Annotated in this window: 13 protein-coding genes; 5 read left to right on the top strand and 8 right to left on the bottom strand. The window is 72.8% G+C overall.

Features of this window, described 5'->3' with window-relative positions; translation table 11 throughout:
• Positions 1 to 5: 5 nt before the first annotated feature.
• Positions 6 to 2,381 carry a collagenase gene (locus J7F03_RS34100; protein ID WP_214956438.1) on the bottom strand — a complete coding sequence of 792 codons (2,376 nt, stop codon included), beginning with the start codon at positions 2,379 to 2,381 and terminating at the stop codon, positions 6 to 8.
• A 171-nt stretch (positions 2,382 to 2,552) separates the two neighbouring features.
• Here J7F03_RS34100 and J7F03_RS34095 point away from each other — a divergent pair, with 171 nt between their 5' ends.
• Entirely contained in the window at positions 2,553 to 3,935 is a 1,383-nt protein-coding gene (locus J7F03_RS34095) for an aminopeptidase P family protein (protein WP_214956437.1), read from the top strand.
• A 128-nt stretch (positions 3,936 to 4,063) separates the two neighbouring features.
• Here J7F03_RS34095 and J7F03_RS34090 read toward each other — a convergent pair whose 3' ends face one another.
• The 4 genes from J7F03_RS34090 to J7F03_RS34075 all read right to left on the bottom strand — a co-directional run bounded on the left by J7F03_RS34090 (position 4,064) and on the right by J7F03_RS34075 (position 7,134).
• Positions 4,064 to 4,891, bottom strand: a complete 828-nt coding sequence (locus J7F03_RS34090) for a hypothetical protein (protein ID WP_214956436.1) — start codon at positions 4,889 to 4,891, stop codon at positions 4,064 to 4,066.
• Positions 4,892 to 5,036: 145 nt separating this feature from the next.
• Complete coding sequence (locus J7F03_RS34085; protein WP_214956434.1) at positions 5,037 to 5,360, bottom strand: hypothetical protein; 324 nt, start codon at positions 5,358 to 5,360, stop codon at positions 5,037 to 5,039.
• A 203-nt stretch (positions 5,361 to 5,563) separates the two neighbouring features.
• Positions 5,564 to 5,962 carry a RidA family protein gene (locus J7F03_RS34080; RefSeq protein ID WP_214956432.1) on the bottom strand — a complete coding sequence of 133 codons (399 nt, stop codon included), beginning with the start codon at positions 5,960 to 5,962 and terminating at the stop codon, positions 5,564 to 5,566.
• Positions 5,959 to 7,134: an acyl-CoA dehydrogenase family protein gene (locus tag J7F03_RS34075; protein WP_214956430.1), complete on the bottom strand. Its 1,176-nt coding sequence runs from the start codon at positions 7,132 to 7,134 to the stop codon at positions 5,959 to 5,961. The genes J7F03_RS34080 and J7F03_RS34075 overlap by 4 nt, the downstream gene beginning before the upstream one ends.
• Before the next feature lie 225 nt (positions 7,135 to 7,359).
• Here J7F03_RS34075 and J7F03_RS34070 point away from each other — a divergent pair, with 225 nt between their 5' ends.
• Genes J7F03_RS34070 through J7F03_RS34060 form a run of 3 tightly spaced genes read left to right on the top strand, consistent with a single transcriptional unit; the run spans position 7,360 to position 10,722 of the window.
• Positions 7,360 to 9,015 carry an AMP-binding protein gene (locus J7F03_RS34070; protein WP_214956427.1) on the top strand — a complete coding sequence of 552 codons (1,656 nt, stop codon included), beginning with the start codon at positions 7,360 to 7,362 and terminating at the stop codon, positions 9,013 to 9,015.
• A 4-nt stretch (positions 9,016 to 9,019) separates the two neighbouring features.
• Positions 9,020 to 9,820, top strand: a complete 801-nt coding sequence (locus J7F03_RS34065; protein WP_214956425.1) for a PaaX family transcriptional regulator C-terminal domain-containing protein — start codon at positions 9,020 to 9,022, stop codon at positions 9,818 to 9,820.
• A gap of 56 nt (positions 9,821 to 9,876) precedes the next feature.
• Positions 9,877 to 10,722, top strand: a complete 846-nt coding sequence (locus tag J7F03_RS34060) for a GNAT family N-acetyltransferase (protein WP_214956423.1) — start codon at positions 9,877 to 9,879, stop codon at positions 10,720 to 10,722.
• 18 nt (positions 10,723 to 10,740) lie between these two features.
• Here the strand turns inward: J7F03_RS34060 and J7F03_RS34055 are convergent, their stop codons facing one another.
• Positions 10,741 to 13,014 carry a bifunctional salicylyl-CoA 5-hydroxylase/oxidoreductase gene (locus J7F03_RS34055; RefSeq protein WP_214956421.1) on the bottom strand — a complete coding sequence of 758 codons (2,274 nt, stop codon included), beginning with the start codon at positions 13,012 to 13,014 and terminating at the stop codon, positions 10,741 to 10,743.
• 4 nt (positions 13,015 to 13,018) lie between these two features.
• Positions 13,019 to 13,846 carry an enoyl-CoA hydratase family protein gene (locus tag J7F03_RS34050; protein WP_214956419.1) on the bottom strand — a complete coding sequence of 276 codons (828 nt, stop codon included), beginning with the start codon at positions 13,844 to 13,846 and terminating at the stop codon, positions 13,019 to 13,021.
• A 265-nt stretch (positions 13,847 to 14,111) separates the two neighbouring features.
• Between J7F03_RS34050 and J7F03_RS34045 the strand changes: the two genes are divergently transcribed.
• Positions 14,112 to 14,534 (top strand): ATP-binding protein, encoded by a 423-nt coding sequence (locus J7F03_RS34045; RefSeq protein WP_214956417.1) that lies wholly within the window; start codon positions 14,112 to 14,114, stop codon positions 14,532 to 14,534.
• Between the two features lie 37 nt (positions 14,535 to 14,571).
• Here J7F03_RS34045 and argF read toward each other — a convergent pair whose 3' ends face one another.
• Positions 14,572 to 15,582, bottom strand: coding sequence for an ornithine carbamoyltransferase (argF, locus tag J7F03_RS34040; RefSeq protein WP_214956414.1), 1,011 nt, complete (start codon positions 15,580 to 15,582; stop codon positions 14,572 to 14,574).
• Between the last annotated feature and the right edge of the window lie 202 nt (positions 15,583 to 15,784).

Genomic DNA, 15,784 nt, shown 5'->3' with positions numbered 1-15,784 from the left:
GCCGGTCAGCTGCGCAGCGGACCCTCGCAGGTGTAACTCGACGTACCCGCGACGTGGTTGGTCCAGATCTCCATCGGACCGAAGGAGCAGTTCATGTCGGCCAGGTTGTTCGAGGCCGCGCCCGCCCGGTCGAGGAGGAAGTAGTCGACCGTCTCGGACATGTCCTTGAAGTTCTGGTCTTCGTTGCGCCACTTCTTCAGGTTCGCGGTGATCTTGCCGGTACAGGTGAACCGGCGCTTGCCGGGGTCGCCGTTCTCCACGCAGTCCGGGTTGCTGTACGTGGCCGTCTCGAAGGACGCCTTCACGTCCGCGAGCGCCGCGTCGCGCAGCTGGGCGTTCGGGGTGAAGGAGGTGTTCGGCACGAACAGCTGGTCGACCTTGGCGATCTGGGCGTCGAGGAAGCGGTCGTAGTCGCGCTGGAGGTAGGAGTCCTGGCCCATCCGGGTCCGCCAGGCGTCGAAGCCCGCCGGGTCGTCGGCGCGCAGGTGGCCGTACATCTCCTTGAGCAGCGAGGGATGCTCGGTCCACATGAACTCGAAGAAGGTGCCCGCGTAGCTGTAGAAGCGGAAGCCGTCGCCGTCGTAGGTGGCGTGCAGCAGCTGGTCCACCGACATGCGCGGGCCGCCGCCGGCCGTGTCGTTGATGATGCTCTTGACCAGGGACTTGCGTACGGCGATGCCGTTGTCGCGGGTCGCGCCGTCGAAGAACTCGGCGGTGCCCTCGTCCATGGCGGTCGTGCGGTCGTTCGCGTACCAGGGGCCCTGGCCGAAGGAACCGGGGACGGCGAAGCGGCCGTTGAGGTAGTGCGTGTACTCGTGGCGGAAGAGCTCTTCGAGGGTGAGCTGGGAGTCCTGCGGGACGCGGCGCTGATAGGTGTAGAAGGTGGCGCCGTTCTCGATGTAGATGCCGCCGTTGTTGGTGCCGTAGCCCGTCAGGACCGGGTGGTAGTTCTCGTAGTCGGCGCGCGAGGCGTAGAGCACGATGTTCAGCGTGGCGTTGACGTCTCCGGCGAGCGGCTGGTCGGTGCCCAGGACGCGGTGGAACTGCGTCTTGACCTGCTTGCTCGCGTAGTAGAGCTGGTCGACGGTGGCCCGGTCGAGGCCGGTGCGGACCTTGATGGCGCCGTTGTCGTAGGTGAAGGTGTTCGGGAAGAGCTGCTGCTCGATGTCCTCCTTGCACACCCCGTACTGCTTGCACGCCCCGTAGTAGGTGAGCCAGGAGACTGCCTTCGCCCACTGCTGGCTGCCCTCGCCGAAGGCGGACTTGACCGGGCCCAGCAGTGCGCCGAGGTCGGCGACGACCCCGTCCCTCAGGCTCGCGATCTGGCCGAAGCGGCCGTACTCGGCGAGGGCGTCGCGCGCCACCCAGGCGTTGGCGGTGCCCTTGAGGTGGGCGTACGTGGCGAAGTTCTTGAAGACGGCGCGGTACGAGGCGTCGCCGGCCGCCGCCGCCTGGAAGGCGGCGTCCTGGTTGTACACGCCGAGGTAGTTGACGGAGAGGGCGGCGAGCGCCGCGCCCGCCCAGGCGGTGTCCAGGTTCGTCGCGGGGTGCGCGGGGTCCATGGTGGCCAGGACGTTCTTGATCAGGCCGAGCTGGTGCTGGCGCAGGCCCGGGGCGCTGCCCGCGTAGAGGGCCTCGCGCAGGGTGCGGGCGTTGGAGGCGGTGACGTCGAAGGTGCGGGCCGCGCCGGCGAAGTCGGCGATGGCCTGGCGCATCGCGTTCACGGTCGGGGCGTCGGTGACGTCGATCTCGGTGCGCGAGTGGTCGTGGAAGGCCACGGCGTGCAGGTAGGTGAACATCTCCTCCAGGTGGGAGGAGTTGCGGCCGTCGTGGGCGGCGGCCAGGCCGGATATCCGAAGGGAGACGGCCTGGACGTGGGCATCGGACATGACGGGGGCCAGGCGGGCGTCCCAGGTCCAGATGAGGCCCGAGAGGCAGCCGCCCGAGCCGGCGGTGACGGCCGGGTCGGCGAGGAAGTCGGCGAACTGCTCGGGAGAGAGGTTCGTGATCCCGTCAAGGGTGCAGGGGACGCCCGCGGCGACGCCCTGGGCGGAGGCGGCGAGCTTGCCGCTCTTCGCGGTGCTCGCTGCGGCGGGCTTGGTGACGGCGCCGGGAACCTTGCCGTCGGCGACGGCCTCGCCGCCGGGGGCCGGAGCGGGGGCCGGGTCCGTCTTCGGCGCGTCCGCGATGTGGTCGACCTCGTCGAAGGGGTTGGTGCCCTGGGCGCCCGCGGCGAAGGTGTCGGGCGCGGTGACGCCCGGGACCTTCGCGCCGGCACCGGTCTCCGCGGCCTGGGTCACGGCCTGGCCCGCGGTGGCGAGGAGGGTGACCGCGACGGCGGCGGAGAGGAGAGACGTACGCACAACTCTGTGCTGGGACACCAAGAACTCCTGTTGGGAGGGGAGGTGGGGGCAGTGGTGTGTGAATCGCCCTGCTTCACGCGGCGTTTGACGGGGATTAACGAACCGCGGTGTGAGCTGTAACATAGTAATGTGAAATTGCACTGACAAGACCTGTGCGCCCACCAGTTGCATCTTCTTGAGGGAGCTCCCGTGACCGACCCCCACTCCCGCCCCACCGCCGGGCTCAACATCGGCAGCCATGACCTGCCGGTATCACCGGAGTTGTCCCGATTCATGGCGTCCGACTGGGTCGCCTCACCGCTCCCGGAGTCGGACCGCATCCCCGCGTACGCGCTCACCCCCGCCCGCCGCGCCCGCCTCTCCGCCCGCTTCCCCGGAGAGCGCCTGATCATCCCGGCCGGGGAGCTGCGCGCCCGCACCCACGACTGCGACTACCGTTTCCGGCCGGACACCGCCTACGCCTGGCTGACCGGGCTCACCGGCGAGGACCAGGTGGGCCACGTCCTGGTCCTGGAGCCCGCCGGCCCGCACGCCCACGAGGCCGTCCTCTACCTGCGCCCCCGCTCCTCACGCTCGGACGGCACCGAGGAGTTCTACCGGGACCGCCGCTACGGGGAGTTCTGGGTCGGCCGCCGCCCCGACCTGGCGGAGGCCGAGCGCCTCTCCGGCATCCGCTGCGCGCACCTGGACACGCTCGGCTCCCCGTCGGGGCGCCACGCCTCCACGGACGCCGAGCTCGGCATCGTGCTCTCCGAGCTGCGCCTGGTCAAGGACGCGTGGGAGGTGGAACAGCTGCAACTGGCCGTCGACCACACCACCGCCGGTTTCGAGGACGTCGTACGGGACCTCCCGCGCGCGCTGGCCCACCCCCGCGGGGAGCGCTGGATCGAAGGGGTCTTCAACCGCCGCGCCCGCGCGGAGGGCAACGGCACCGGGTACGAGACGATCGCGGCGTCGGGCGCGCACGCGTGCGTCCTGCACTGGATCCGCAACGACGGCCGGCTCCGCGGCGACGAACTGCTCCTGCTGGACGCGGGCGTGGAGACCGACAGCCTCTACACCGCCGACATCACCCGCACCCTCCCGCTGTCGGGGCGCTTCTCCCCCGTCCAGCGGCAGGTGTACGAGCTGGTTCTGGCCGCGCAGGACGCGGGCATGGCGGCGCTGCGGCCGGGCGCGAGCTTCCGCGACTTCCACCGGGCCGGGATGCGGGTGATCGCCGAGGGGCTCGCGGAGTGGGGCGTGCTCAAGCACGCGGAGGGCGACCTGCACCGGCGGTACACCCTGTGCAGCAGCGGGCACATGCTGGGCCTGGACGTGCACGACTGCGCGCAGGCGCGGGCGGACGCCTACCTCGACGGGATCCTGGAGGAGGGCCAGGTCCTCACCGTCGAGCCCGGGCTCTACCTCCAGCCCGACGACGAGACCCTGCCGCCGGAGCTGCGCGGCATCGGCGTCCGCATCGAGGACGACCTGGTGATCACGGCCGAGGGCGCCCGGCTGATGTCGGGCGCCCTGCCGCGGACGGTCGCGGGGATCGAGGAGTGGATGGGGAACCTGCTGGAGGGCTAGGCCATCCCTTTCGGATCTTGTCGGCCGGGAACTGGTCGAAGCCGCCTTCGCCGGACCCCGGCCGCGCGTGCTGTCCGCGGGGGCCAGTGTCCACTGGCTCCGCTTCAGCCGCCGGGCCACACCGCCGCTCAGCGCGCGTACGAGCCGATCCCGACCAGGCAGTACACGTACTGGTTGATCGGGACCCCGTTGCGGGTGTAGCGGTAGGAGAACGCGTACTGGGTCTTGGGGTTGTCGTTGCAGCGGTCCAGGTCCGAGGTCATCGGGATGCTCTCGATGACCCGGTAGTGCGCGTCGGACGCCGAGCAGGAGACCTCCTCAACGCCGGTGACGCGCTGCGCGGTCGTCGAGTCCGGCAGCTCCCCGTTCAGGCAGGTGCCCCGGTCGAACGGGGTGGGCGCCGGGGCCTCGGTGGACGGGAGGACCGGCTCGGGCACGACGGCCGGGGCCGTGTCCGCCGGTTCCGGAGCCCCCGCCGCGGGCGGGGTGGGGGTCGGCGACCAGGCGCTGAGCGAGGGGGCGGGGGGCGGCGCCGCCGTGTCCTCGCCGTCGCCACCGCCGTCGCCCCGGCTCAGCACGAGCGCGACGACGGCCACGGCGGCGAGGACACCGGCCGCGACCAGACATCCCCGCGCACCCGAGGCGCGCGGTGCGGCCGGGGGTGCCGGGGATGCCTGGGCGTTCGGGGTGCCCACCCAGGGACTGACCGCCGGGGCGGATTGAGTCGGAGCCGGACCCGGACCCGCGGTGGGCCCGGCCGGGGCGGCGCCCGCGGCCGGGCCCACCCGGATCCGGACCAACACCTCGCGGTCGCCCACGCGGGCCCGTACGAGGTCGCCGTCCTTGGACGGCGGGATCCTGAGGCGGGCGGGGCCCGTCGACAGTCGAACGGTGAGGATCACACCGTAGGTCGCCTGCTGGGGCGTGATAGTTAAGGGGAGCTCTTCAGACGACACCGGCTGCTCCAAGAAGTGACGGTCGTGCGGAAGCTGCTGCCTGCGGAACCAGCCGAATTGTGCCCGGTACACGCAGGGTGACGCAGCCGTTCCGCGCGATGGCCGTCGCGGCGCCGCTCCCCAACCGTCCCCGGCAGGAGGTCAGTCAGTCGTTCCAGTTGCTCCAGTCGTGGTGGTCGTCGTTCCAGCGGCCGTCGCGCCAGTCGTTGTTCCAGCTGTCGTGCCGGTCGCCGTCGTGCCGCCCGTTGTTCCAGTTGTCGTTGCTCCAGTCGCTGTTGTTCCAGTCGTGGTTCCAGTGGTCGTTGTCCCAACGGTGGTTGTTCCAGTTGCTGTTGTCCCAGCACCAGCTGGGACGGTCGTCGTTCCAGCGCGAGGGGTCGCAGCAGTGGCGCCACCAGTTGTCCCCCCGCCAGTCGGAACACTGATACGTCTGCGGCAGTCCCGATGCGAAGGCGTTACTGAGGGGCATCAGGGCGAGTGTGATGCCGGCGGCCCCTGCCACGGTTGCCGCAACGAACCCACGGCGCATGGTCATGCACCTCCGAAAATAAGGTCGAATTCGCCCCATTAAGGGGCATTTCAACCCTCCCCCCTCCCCCGCCCGCTGTCAAAGGCACCCATCCTGACCTGCGGAAAGACCTACTGCAGGGCTACGGAAGGGCTGCGTAAGGGCTACGGAAGCACCGCGAGGCCGTCGATCTCCACCATCGCCGCCTCGTCCCACAGCCGGACCACCCCCACCACGGCCATCGCCGGATAGTCGCGCCCCGCCAACCGGCGCCAGATCCCGCCGAGTTCGGACGCGCACGCCCGGTAGGCCGCCACGTCCGCCGCGTACACGGTGACCCGCGCCAGATCGGCCGGCGAGCCGCCCGCCCCCGCCAGCGCCGCCAGCAGATTGGCCAGCGCCCGCTCGAACTGCTCCGGCAGCGTCTCCCCCACCACCTTGCCCGCGCCGTCGAGCGCCGTCTGGCCTGCCAGGAACACCAGCCGGCCGCCGCTCGCGACGACGGCGTGCGAGAAGCCCGTCGCCGGGGACAGCTCCCGCGGATTGATCCGCTCCAGGCTCATGCCTCCACCGCCGCCGCCCGGGCGAGGTCCCGGTAGAGCTCCTTCGCGATGATCGTGCGCTGCACCTCGCTCGCCCCCTCGTAGATCCGCGGGGCCCGCACCTCCCGGTAGAGGTGTTCCAGCAGGTGGCCCCGGCGCAGCGCGACCGCCCCGTGCAGCTGCACGGCGTGGTCGACCACGTACTGGGCCGTCTCCGTGGCCAGCAGTTTCGCCATGGCCGCCCGCCGCGGCACCTCCGGCGAGCCGGCGTCGGCGTCGTAGGCCCCGGCCGCCGCGTAGACCAGGAGCCGGGCGGCCTCGGTCCGCGTCGCCATCTCGGCCACCCGGTGCGCCACGGCCTGGAGGTCTCCCAGTACCCCGCCGAAGGCCGTACGGGCCGCCGTGTGCGCCACCGTGGCGTCCAGGGCGGCCCTGGCCATCCCGACGGCGAAGGCACCCACGCTGGGCCGGAAGAGGTTCAGGGTGTCCATGGCCACCCGGAAGCCGCGCCCCGGCTCGCCGAGCAGGTCGCCCGGGCCGACCGGGACCCCGTCGAAGAGCAGCTCACCGATGGGGTGCGGGGAGAGCATGTCGAGGGCCTCGCCGGAGAGCCCCGGCCGGTCCGCCGGGACCAGGAAGGCGGTGATCCCCTTGGCCCCCGGACCCTCGCCGGTGCGGGCGAAGACGGTGTAGAAGTCGGCCTCGGGCGCGTTGGAGATCCAGCATTTGCGCCCGCTGAGCCGCCAGCCCGCCACCCCGTCGCGTACCTCCCGTACGGCTTCGAGTTCCAGCGCCGCCGCGTCCGAGCCGGCCCCGGGCTCGCTCAGCGCGAAAGCCGCCACCGTGCGGCCGGCGCGCACCCCCGGCAGCCAGCGCTCGCGCTGACCTTCGCTGCCCGCGCGAAGGACCGGGTAGGCGCCCAGCCCCTGGAGGGCGAGCGCCGTCTCGGCCTCGGTGCAGCCGTAGGCCAGGGATTCGCGCAGCAGGCACAGCTCCAGCGCGCCCGAGGTGAACAGCCGCTCCAGCAGACCCGCTTCACCCAGTGCCGCGAGCAGCGGCCGGTTGACCCGGCCCGGCTCCCCCTTCTCGGCGAGCGGCCGCAGCCGCTCCGCCGCCAGTGCGCGCAGGCGCGCGCACCACTCCTCCTGGTCCGCCCCGAGCGCGAATCCTGCGGATCCCGCGAATCCGGTCATCCGTATGCCCCAGCCTCTATCGCGTCCTGTTGACTGCCGTCACCATGACGATACGCTCGTGCTGCGACCGCACGGCAGGCTCCACACATTCAGTGCCACAGGTTCCACCGGCCCACCAGAGACAGGCGCATCAGGTCCCACCGGTTCCTCAAGGTCCATACGGAGGGTCCGGCCCCGACCCCGGGGTCCGGACCGTTGCAAGGGGGCGAACCCGCCTTGGAGCTCATGCCTTCCGCTCACCGTGACACCTTTGCCCGCGACCATCTGCCGCCCGCGCAGGCCTGGCCGCAGCTCCTCTTCGAACTCCCCGAGCTGGCCTATCCCGACCGGCTCAACTGCGGCGTGGAGTTGCTCGACGCCACCATCGCGCGGCTCGGCCCCGACCGGCCCGCCTTCCGCGGTGCGGACGGCACGGTGTGGTCGTACGGAGAGCTGCGCGCCCGCGTCGACCGGCTCGCGCACGTCCTCACCACCGACCTCGGCGTCGTCCCCGGCAACCGCGTGCTCCTGCGCGGCCCCACCAGCCCCTGGCTCGCCGCCTGCTGGCTGGCGGTGATGAAGGCGGGGGCGGTGGCCGTGACCGTGCTGGCCCAGCAGCGCGCGCAGGAGCTGTCCACGGTGTGCGCGATGGCCCGGGTGAGCCACGCCCTGTGCCATGCGGGCGCGGTGGACGACCTGGTCAAGGCCCAGGTGCCGGGCCTGCGGATCACCGCGTACGGCGGCGGGGCCCCGGACGACCTGCTGCGGCTGGCCGCCTCCGAGCGCCACGAGGAGCCCTTCGCGGCGGTGGAGACCTCCGCCGACGACGTCGCGCTGATCGCCTTCACCTCGGGCACCACCGGGCGCCCCAAGGGCTGCATGCACTTCCACCGCGATCTGCTCGCGGTCGCCGACACCTTCTCCCGCCAGGTGTTGCGCCCCCGCCCCGACGACGTCTTCGCGGGGAGCCCGCCGCTCGGCTTCACCTTCGGCCTCGGCGGGCTGGTGGTCTTCCCGCTGCGGGCCGGCGCCTCGGCCCTGCTGCTGGAGGACGGCTCCCCGCGCCGGCTGCTGCCCGCGCTCGCCGAGCACCGGGTGTCGGTGCTGTTCACGGCGCCGACCGCCTACCGGTCGATGCTGGACACGCTGGGCCCGTACGACACGGGCGCCTACGACCTGAGCGCGCTGCGCCGCTGCGTCTCGGCGGGCGAGAACCTGCCGGCCGCCACCTGGCAGGCCTGGTACGAGCGGACGGGTCTGCGGATCATCAACGGGATCGGCGCGACCGAGCTGCTGCACATCTTCATCTCGGCGGCCGACGAGGACATCCGCCCCGGCACGACGGGCCGGGTGGTGCCGGGCTGGCAGGCCAGGGTGGTGGACGAGGCGGGCCGGCCGGTCCCGGACGACGAGCCGGGGCTGCTGGCCGTCCGGGGGCCGGTGGGCTGCCGCTATCTGGCGGACCCGCGGCAGGGCGAGTACGTACGGAACGGCTGGAACGTCACGGGTGACACCTACATCCGCGATCCGGAGGGCTACTTCCGCTACGTGGCCCGGGCCGATGACATGATCATCTCGGCGGGGTACAACATCGCGGGCCCGGAGGTGGAGGAGGCCCTGCTGCGCCACCCCGACGTACTGGAGGCGGCGGTGGTCGGCCGCCCGGACGAGCGGCGCGGGCAGATCGTGGTCGCGTACACCGTCCCCCGGGAGGGCGCCGTCCTCACCGAGGACGCCCTGCGCACCTTCATGCGCGGCGAGCTGGCTCCGCACAAATGCCCGCGCACCTTCGTCTTCCTGCCGGCCCTGCCGCGGACGGCGACGGGCAAACTGCAACGCTTCCGGCTGCGCGAGGATGGACCAGTCCACCCGGCCCGACCAGCCGGGCACGTCCTAGAGTGAACCCGTGGTCGAGCAACATCCCCCGCGATCCCTGATCGTCACGTTCTACGGAGCCTACGGGCGGGCCTTCCGGGGCCCGGTCCCGGTGTCCGCGCTGGTGCGCCTGCTGGGCGCGGCCGGTGTGGACGCTCCGTCCGCCCGCTCGTCGGTGTCCCGGCTGAAGCGGCGCGGCTTCCTGCTGCCCGCGCGGGCCGGGGACGGCTCGGCGGCGTACGAGCTCTCCGAGGAGGCCCACGAACTGCTGGAGGACGGCGACCGGCGGATCTACGGGGCTCCGCGCCGGTCCGAGGAGTGGCTGCTCGCGGTCTTCTCCGTCCCGGAGCAGGAGCGCGCCAAACGGCACCTGCTGCGCTCCCGGCTGGCCCGGCTCGGCTTCGGCTCGGTCTCGCCCGGCGTGTGGATCGCCCCCGCCCACCTGCACGGGGAGACCCTGCGCACCCTGGACCGGCTGCGCCTGACGCCGTACGTGGAGCTCTTCCGGGGCGTCCACCTCGGCTTCGCTCCGACGGCGGAGTCGGTGGCCCGCTGGTGGGACCTGGCGGCGCTGGCCAAGCAGCACGAGGAGTTCCTCGACCTCCACGAACCGGCCCTGCGGGCCCTGCACGCGGGCCCGGCCCCGGACCCGGAGGCCGCCTACCGCGGCTACCTCCTCGCCCTGGACAGCTGGCGCCGCCTCCCGTACGCCGACCCGGGCCTGCCCCGGGACCTGCTCCCGGCGGACTGGCCGGGCGACCGCTCGGCGGCGGTCTTCGCCGAACTCCACGACCGGCTGCGGGACATCGGCGCCGGGTTCGTGGAACCGTAGGCCGGCCGAGCGGAAAACCGGCTGCGCGGCGGACCGGGCACGGGTCACCATGAGCCATGCCTTGGACCTTCACTTCGGACCTGGCGGCCTATCTGGCCGTGGCGCGTCCGGCCGTCGCCGCAGACCCCGTCGCCAACACCTCCCTGCTGACCGTGATCGACGCCCTGGAGCGGCGAGGCCCAGGCGCCTTCGGCTCCGCCGACCCCCTCTTCGGCTGGTGGACCGGCGAGGACGCGGCCGTCGCCGGCGCCCTGCTGTGCACCCCGCCGTACCCGCTGATGATCGGCGCGCTGCCCGCCGAGGCGGTCCGCGAGCTGGGGATCGCGCTCACCGCCGAGCCGCTGCTGGCCGGGGTCGACGCGCTCACCGCCCGCCGCGAGGACGCGCGGGCACTGGCCGCCGCCTGGGGCAAGCCCACCGAGATCGCCGAGGAGAACCGCCTCTACCGGCTCGCCGGGCTCATCGCCCCGGATCCCGCCCCGGCCGGGCGGGCCCGGCTCGCCACCCCGGAGGACCTCCCGCTGCTGCTGGACTGGGTCACCGCCTTCAAGCAGGAGTCCGGCGAGGGCGGAACCGCCTCCGAGGCCGCCCTGCGCGACCGGCTCTCCTACGGCGGAATGCTGCTCTGGGAGGACGCCGGGGCCCCGGTCTCGCTGGCCGGCTTCTTCCGCCCGGTCGGCGCGGTGACCCGCGTCGGCCCGGTCTACACCCCGCCCGAGCTGCGCGGCCGCGGCTACGCCGCCGGGGTCACGTACGCCGCGAGCGAGGCGGCGTACGCGGCCGGCGCGCACGAGGTGCTCCTCTTCACGGACCTGGCCAACCCCACGAGCAACGGCGTCTACCAGCGCTTGGGCTACACCCCGGTCGAGGACCGCGTGGAGGTAGGGCTGACCGCGACGTGAGCGGCCCCGCCCGCGGGACTAGTCCCGCCCGGTCGGCGGTTTGCGGCTGCCGGCCAGGTAAGGGGCGGGCCAGGGCGCGGCCGGGCCCGTGTAGGACTGCTCGGCGGCCGCGTGCAGGGTCCAGTGCGGGTCGTAGAGGTGCGGGCGGCCCAGCGCGCAGAGATCGGCGCGGCCGGCGAGGAGCAGGGAGTTGACGTCGTCCCAGGAGGAGATCGCCCCGACCGCGATGACGGGGACGCCGAGGGCGGCCCGGATCCGGTCGGCGTAGGGGGTCTGGTACGAGCGCCCGTACTCGGGGGCCTCGTCCGCCACCACCTGGCCCGTCGAGACGTCGACGGCGTCCGCGCCGTGGGCCGCGAAGGCCCCGGCGATGGCCACGGCGTCCTCGGGCGAGGTGCCGCCGGGCGCCCAGTCGGTGGCCGAGAGGCGGACCGTCATCGGCCGGTCGTCGGGCCAGACGGCACGGACCGCGTCGAAGACCTCCAGCGGGAAGCGGAGCCGGTTCTCCAGCGGGCCGCCGTAGGCGTCGGTGCGGTGGTTGGTCAGCGGGGAGAGGAACCCGGAGAGCAGGTAGCCGTGCGCGCAGTGCAGTTCCAGCAGGTCGAAGCCGGCCGCGGCGGCCCGGACGGCGGCGGCCGCGAAGTCGGAGCGGACGGCGGCGAGATCGGCGGCGGTCAGGGCGCGCGGTACCGCCGAGACCCCGGGCCGGTAGGGCAGCGCGGAGGCGGCCACCAGCGGCCAGTTGCCCTCCGGCAGCGGGGTGTCCATGCCCTCCCACATCACCCGGGTCGAGCCCTTGCGGCCGGAGTGGCCGAGCTGGACGCCGAAGGCGACTCCGGGCGCGGAGGTGTGCACGAAGTCGGCGATCCGCGCCCAGGCGGCCGCCTGCTGCGAGGTGTACAGGCCCGTGCAGCCGGGCGTGATCCGGCCCTCGGGGCTGACGCAGACCATCTCCGTCATCACCAGCGCGGCCCCGCCGAGCGCCCGCGCGCCGAGGTGGACCAGGTGGAAGTCGCCCGGCACACCGTCGCCCGCGGCGGCCGAGTACATGTCCATCGGGGACACCACGACCCGGTTGCGCAGGGTCAGCCCCCGCAGGGTGAACGGCGTGAACATCGGTGGCGTTCCCGCCCGGTCCGGGCCCTCGTCGGGGCAGCCGAACTCGCGTTCCACCGCACGCGTGAAGCGCGGGTCGCGCAGCCGCAGGTTGCCGTGGGTGACCCGCCTGCTGCGCGTGAGGAGGTTGAAGGCGAACTGCCGGGCGGGCTGGTCCACGTATCCGGCGATCTCCTCGAACCACCGCATGCTGGCGGCCGCCGCCCGCTGGGTGGAGGCCACCGCCGGGCGTCGCTCGGCCTCGTAGGCGGCCAGCGCGGCGGGGACGTCCGGCTGGGCCTCCAGCGCCCGCGCCAGCGCGAGCGCGTCCTCCACGGCCAGTTTGGTACCGGAGCCGATCGAGAAGTGCGCGGTGTGCGCCGCGTCGCCGATCAGCACCACGTTGCCGTGGGACCAGCGCTCGTTGACCACCGTGCGGAAGCGGGTCCACGCCGAGCGGTTGCCGCGCAGCGGCCGCCCCCGCAGGGCCTCGCTGAAGATCTTGGCGCAGCGCGCCGCCGATTCCTCCTCGTCGCACAGGTCGAAGCCGGCCTGCCGCCAGACCTCCTCGCGCATCTCGACGATCACGGTGGAGGCGTCCGCCGCGTACGGGTAGGCGTGCAGCTGCATCACCCCGTGCTCGGTCTCGGCGATCTCGAAGCGGAAGGCCGTGAGCGCGAAGTCGGCGGCCAGCCAGATGTACCGGCACCGCCCCGCCGTGAGCGTCGGCCGGTAGTGCGCGGCCCCGCCCTCCCGGATCGGGCTGTGCACCCCGTCCGCCGCGACCACCAGGTCGTACGAGGCCGCGAGCTCCCGCGGGTCGGGTGCTTCGGCACGGAAGCGCAGCCGGACCCCGAGGCCCGCGCACCGCTCGTGCAGGATCTCCAGGAGGCGGCGGCGCCCCAGCGCGGCGAAGCCGTGGCCCCCGGAGGTCAGCAGCCGGCCCCGGTGCACGATGTCGACGTCGTCCCAGCGCGTGAACTCCGCGCACAGGGCGGCGTAGACGACGGCGTCGGCCGCTTCGATGCCGCCGAGGGTCTCGTCGGAGAGCACCACGCCGAAGCCGAAGGTGTCGTCGGGGGCGTTGCGCTCCCAGACCTCCACCGCGTGCCCCTGCCGGGCCAGCAGCGCGGCGGCGTAGAGTCCGCCCGGTCCCCCGCCCGCGACGGCGACCCGCAGTGCCTCGGCGTCCGGCATCGCGCTACCTGCCCTTCCACTGGGGCGGCCGCTTCCCGGTGAAGGCCGCGTGGAACTCCCGGTAGTCCTCCCCGTTCATCAGCAGCGCCTGGGTGTTCGCGTCCAGCTCCACGGAGGCGGCGAGCGGCATGTCCAGCTCGGCGGTCAGCAGTGCCTTGGTCTGCGCGTAGGCGAGGGCGGGGCCGGCGGCGAGGTGCGCGGCGAGTTCGGCGGCCCGCGCGGAGGCCTTGCCCTCCTCGGTCACCTCGCTCAGCAGCCCGATCCGCTCGGCCTCGGGCGCCCTGACCTGTTCTCCCAGCATGAGCAGCCGGGTGGCGTGGCCGAGCCCGACGACCCGGGGCAGCAGGTACGCGGCGCCCATGTCGCCGCCGGAGAGGCCGACGCGGGTGAAGAGGAAGGCGAAGCGGGCGGTGGGGTCGGCGATGCGGAAGTCGGCGGCGAGCGCGATGACGGCCCCGGCGCCGGCGGCGACGCCGTGGACGGCGGCGATCACCGGGAAGGGGCATTCGCGCAGGGCGCGCACGACCTGGCCGGTCATCCGGTTGAAGTCGAGGAGCTGGGCGGTGTCCATCGCGAGGGTGGCGCCGATGATCTCGTCGACGTCGCCTCCGGAGCAGAAGCCGCGTCCCTCGCCGCCGAGCACGAGGGCACGTACGGAACGCTCCCTGGACAGTTCGGCGAGCAGGTCGCGCAGGTCGGCGTAGGCGCCGAAGGTGAGCGCGTTCAGCTTCTCGGGGCGGTCGAGGGTGACGGTGGCGACGCCGTCCCGCCGGTCCACCCGCAGGTGGCGCCAGCGTTCGGTCGCTGGTGTGGAACCAAGGAAGGGACTCACCCTCCCGAAGGTATCACCGCCCCGTGACTGCCGTCACAGAAACGCGATACATCGGAGCTCCCGTCGTGGACCGGACCGCCTCGCGCAGGCCTCACGCACCGAAGGTCCCGAACCGGAGTGCCCGACGTCCCTTGCGCTCACGTCGGGGTGCCCTACGGCATGACATTTCCACTTCGTATCGTTGAAATCAGGATTTCCCCCGCGGCATCCCGAAGACACGCATGTACGCCCCCTGCCCGCGACCCACGGAACGGATGGTCCCGCCTTGCCCGACGCCTCCGCCTGGCGGATCAGCCTGCCGCACACGACGGCAGCCGTACCGATCGCCCGTGCCCTGGTCCGCACGGCCCTCGCCGACATCGACGCCCCCGCCGACAGCGACACCGCCGAGCTGCTCACCGCCGAGCTGGTCGCCAACGCCGTCGAGCACACCCCGTCCGCCGCCCCGATCGAACTGGTCGTGGAGCTGCTCGCGAACGGGTGCCAGGTCGAGGTCCACGACGGGGACCCCCGAGCCCCCGGCGACCTCACCGCCCCGCGCGCGGACGACGCGCACCCCGACCCCTGGCAGGAGCACGGCCGCGGCCTGCTGCTGATCCGGACCCTCAGCTCCGCCTGCGGCCACCGCAGCACCCCGCACGGCAAGGCGGTCTGGTTCACCCTGCCGTCCCGGCGGCGCCCGCTCTAGGCCGTCCTAGACCTCGCGGCCCCAAGCGGGCGCATGACTATGCGCCGGGCTCGGCGAGGGTCGCGACGAGGACCGCCTTGATGGTGTGCAGCCGGTTCTCCGCCTCGTCGAAGACGACCGAGTGCGCGGACTCGAACACCTCGTCCGTCACCTCCAGCGAGTCCAGCCCGTGCCGCTCGTGGATCTCCCGCGCCACCTTGGTGCCGAGGTCGTGGAAGGCCGGCAGGCAGTGCATGAACTTCACGTCCGGGTTCCCGGTGGCGCGCAGCACGTCCATGGTGACGGCGTACGGGGACAGCGCCTCGATCCGCTCGTCCCAGACCTCCTTGGGCTCGCCCATGGACACCCAGATGTCCGTCAGCACGAAGGCGGCCTGCCCGACACCTTCCCCGAGGTCCTCGGTGAGGGTGATCCTGGCGCCGCTCGTGGCCGCCAGCTCGCGCGCCGCGGCGACCACCGACTCGGCCGGCCAGTACCGCCGGGGCGCGACGATCCGTACGTCCATGCCCAGCAGCGCGCCGGTCACCAGGTAGGAGTTGCCCATGTTGAAGCGGGCGTCGCCGAGGTAGGCGAAGGCGATCCGCTCCAGCGGCTTGGCGCAGTGCTCGGTCATCGTGAGGACGTCGGCCAGCATCTGGGTGGGGTGCCAGTCGTCGGTGAGACCGTTGAACACGGGTACGCCGGCGTGGGCGGCGAGCTGCTCGACGGTGTCCTGCGCGTCGCCCCGGTACTCGATGCCGTCGAACATCCGGCCCAGCACCCGCGCGGTGTCCTCGACCGATTCCTTGTGGCCCATCTGGGAGCCGGAGGGGTCGAGGTAGGTGGTGTGGGCGCCCTGGTCGGCGGCGGCGACCTCGAAGGCGCAGCGGGTGCGCGTGGAGGTCTTCTCGAAGATCAGGGCGATGTTCTTGCCCTGCAGGCGGCGCCGCTCGGTCCCGGCCTTCTTGGCCGCCTTGAGTTCGGCGGCGAGCTCGACCAGGCCGCGGAACTCGGCGGCCGAGAAGTCGAGCTCCTTGAGGAAACTGCGGCCGACGAGGTCGGTGCCCATGGGGACTCCAAAGTCACGGTGACAGGAACGCTGGAAGTCTATACGACGCTCTGCATTGATATACAGACCCCCGTGGCTCCCCAGCGCTCCCCGCACCCCGCCCCGCCCGCGTCGAGCGGCCTCAGCCGGTGCCGGGCCGTCTAGAAGTCTCCTGAAGATCTTGCTGGTGGAGGGGTGTCGTCGTGCGGGCGTGATGCCCCTC

Origin of the sequence: Streptomyces sp. ISL-43, from assembly GCF_018614195.1 — a bacterium.
GTDB lineage: Bacteria > Actinomycetota > Actinomycetes > Streptomycetales > Streptomycetaceae > Streptomyces.
Note: the sequence above shows the minus strand (reverse complement) of the source record. Positions and strands in the feature narration are given on the sequence as shown.

Coding starts and splice junctions, on each gene's coding strand:
- J7F03_RS34070 (WP_214956427.1), top strand. CDS start 7,360: ATGCCTTCCGCTCACCGTGACACCTTTGCCCGCGACCATCTGCCGCCC.
- J7F03_RS34085 (WP_214956434.1), bottom strand. CDS start 5,360: ATGCCCCTCAGTAACGCCTTCGCATCGGGACTGCCGCAGACGTATCAG.
- J7F03_RS34055 (WP_214956421.1), bottom strand. CDS start 13,014: ATGCCGGACGCCGAGGCACTGCGGGTCGCCGTCGCGGGCGGGGGACCG.
- J7F03_RS34075 (WP_214956430.1), bottom strand. CDS start 7,134: ATGACCGGATTCGCGGGATCCGCAGGATTCGCGCTCGGGGCGGACCAG.
- J7F03_RS34060 (WP_214956423.1), top strand. CDS start 9,877: ATGCCTTGGACCTTCACTTCGGACCTGGCGGCCTATCTGGCCGTGGCG.
- J7F03_RS34080 (WP_214956432.1), bottom strand. CDS start 5,962: ATGAGCCTGGAGCGGATCAATCCGCGGGAGCTGTCCCCGGCGACGGGC.
- argF (WP_214956414.1), bottom strand. CDS start 15,582: ATGGGCACCGACCTCGTCGGCCGCAGTTTCCTCAAGGAGCTCGACTTC.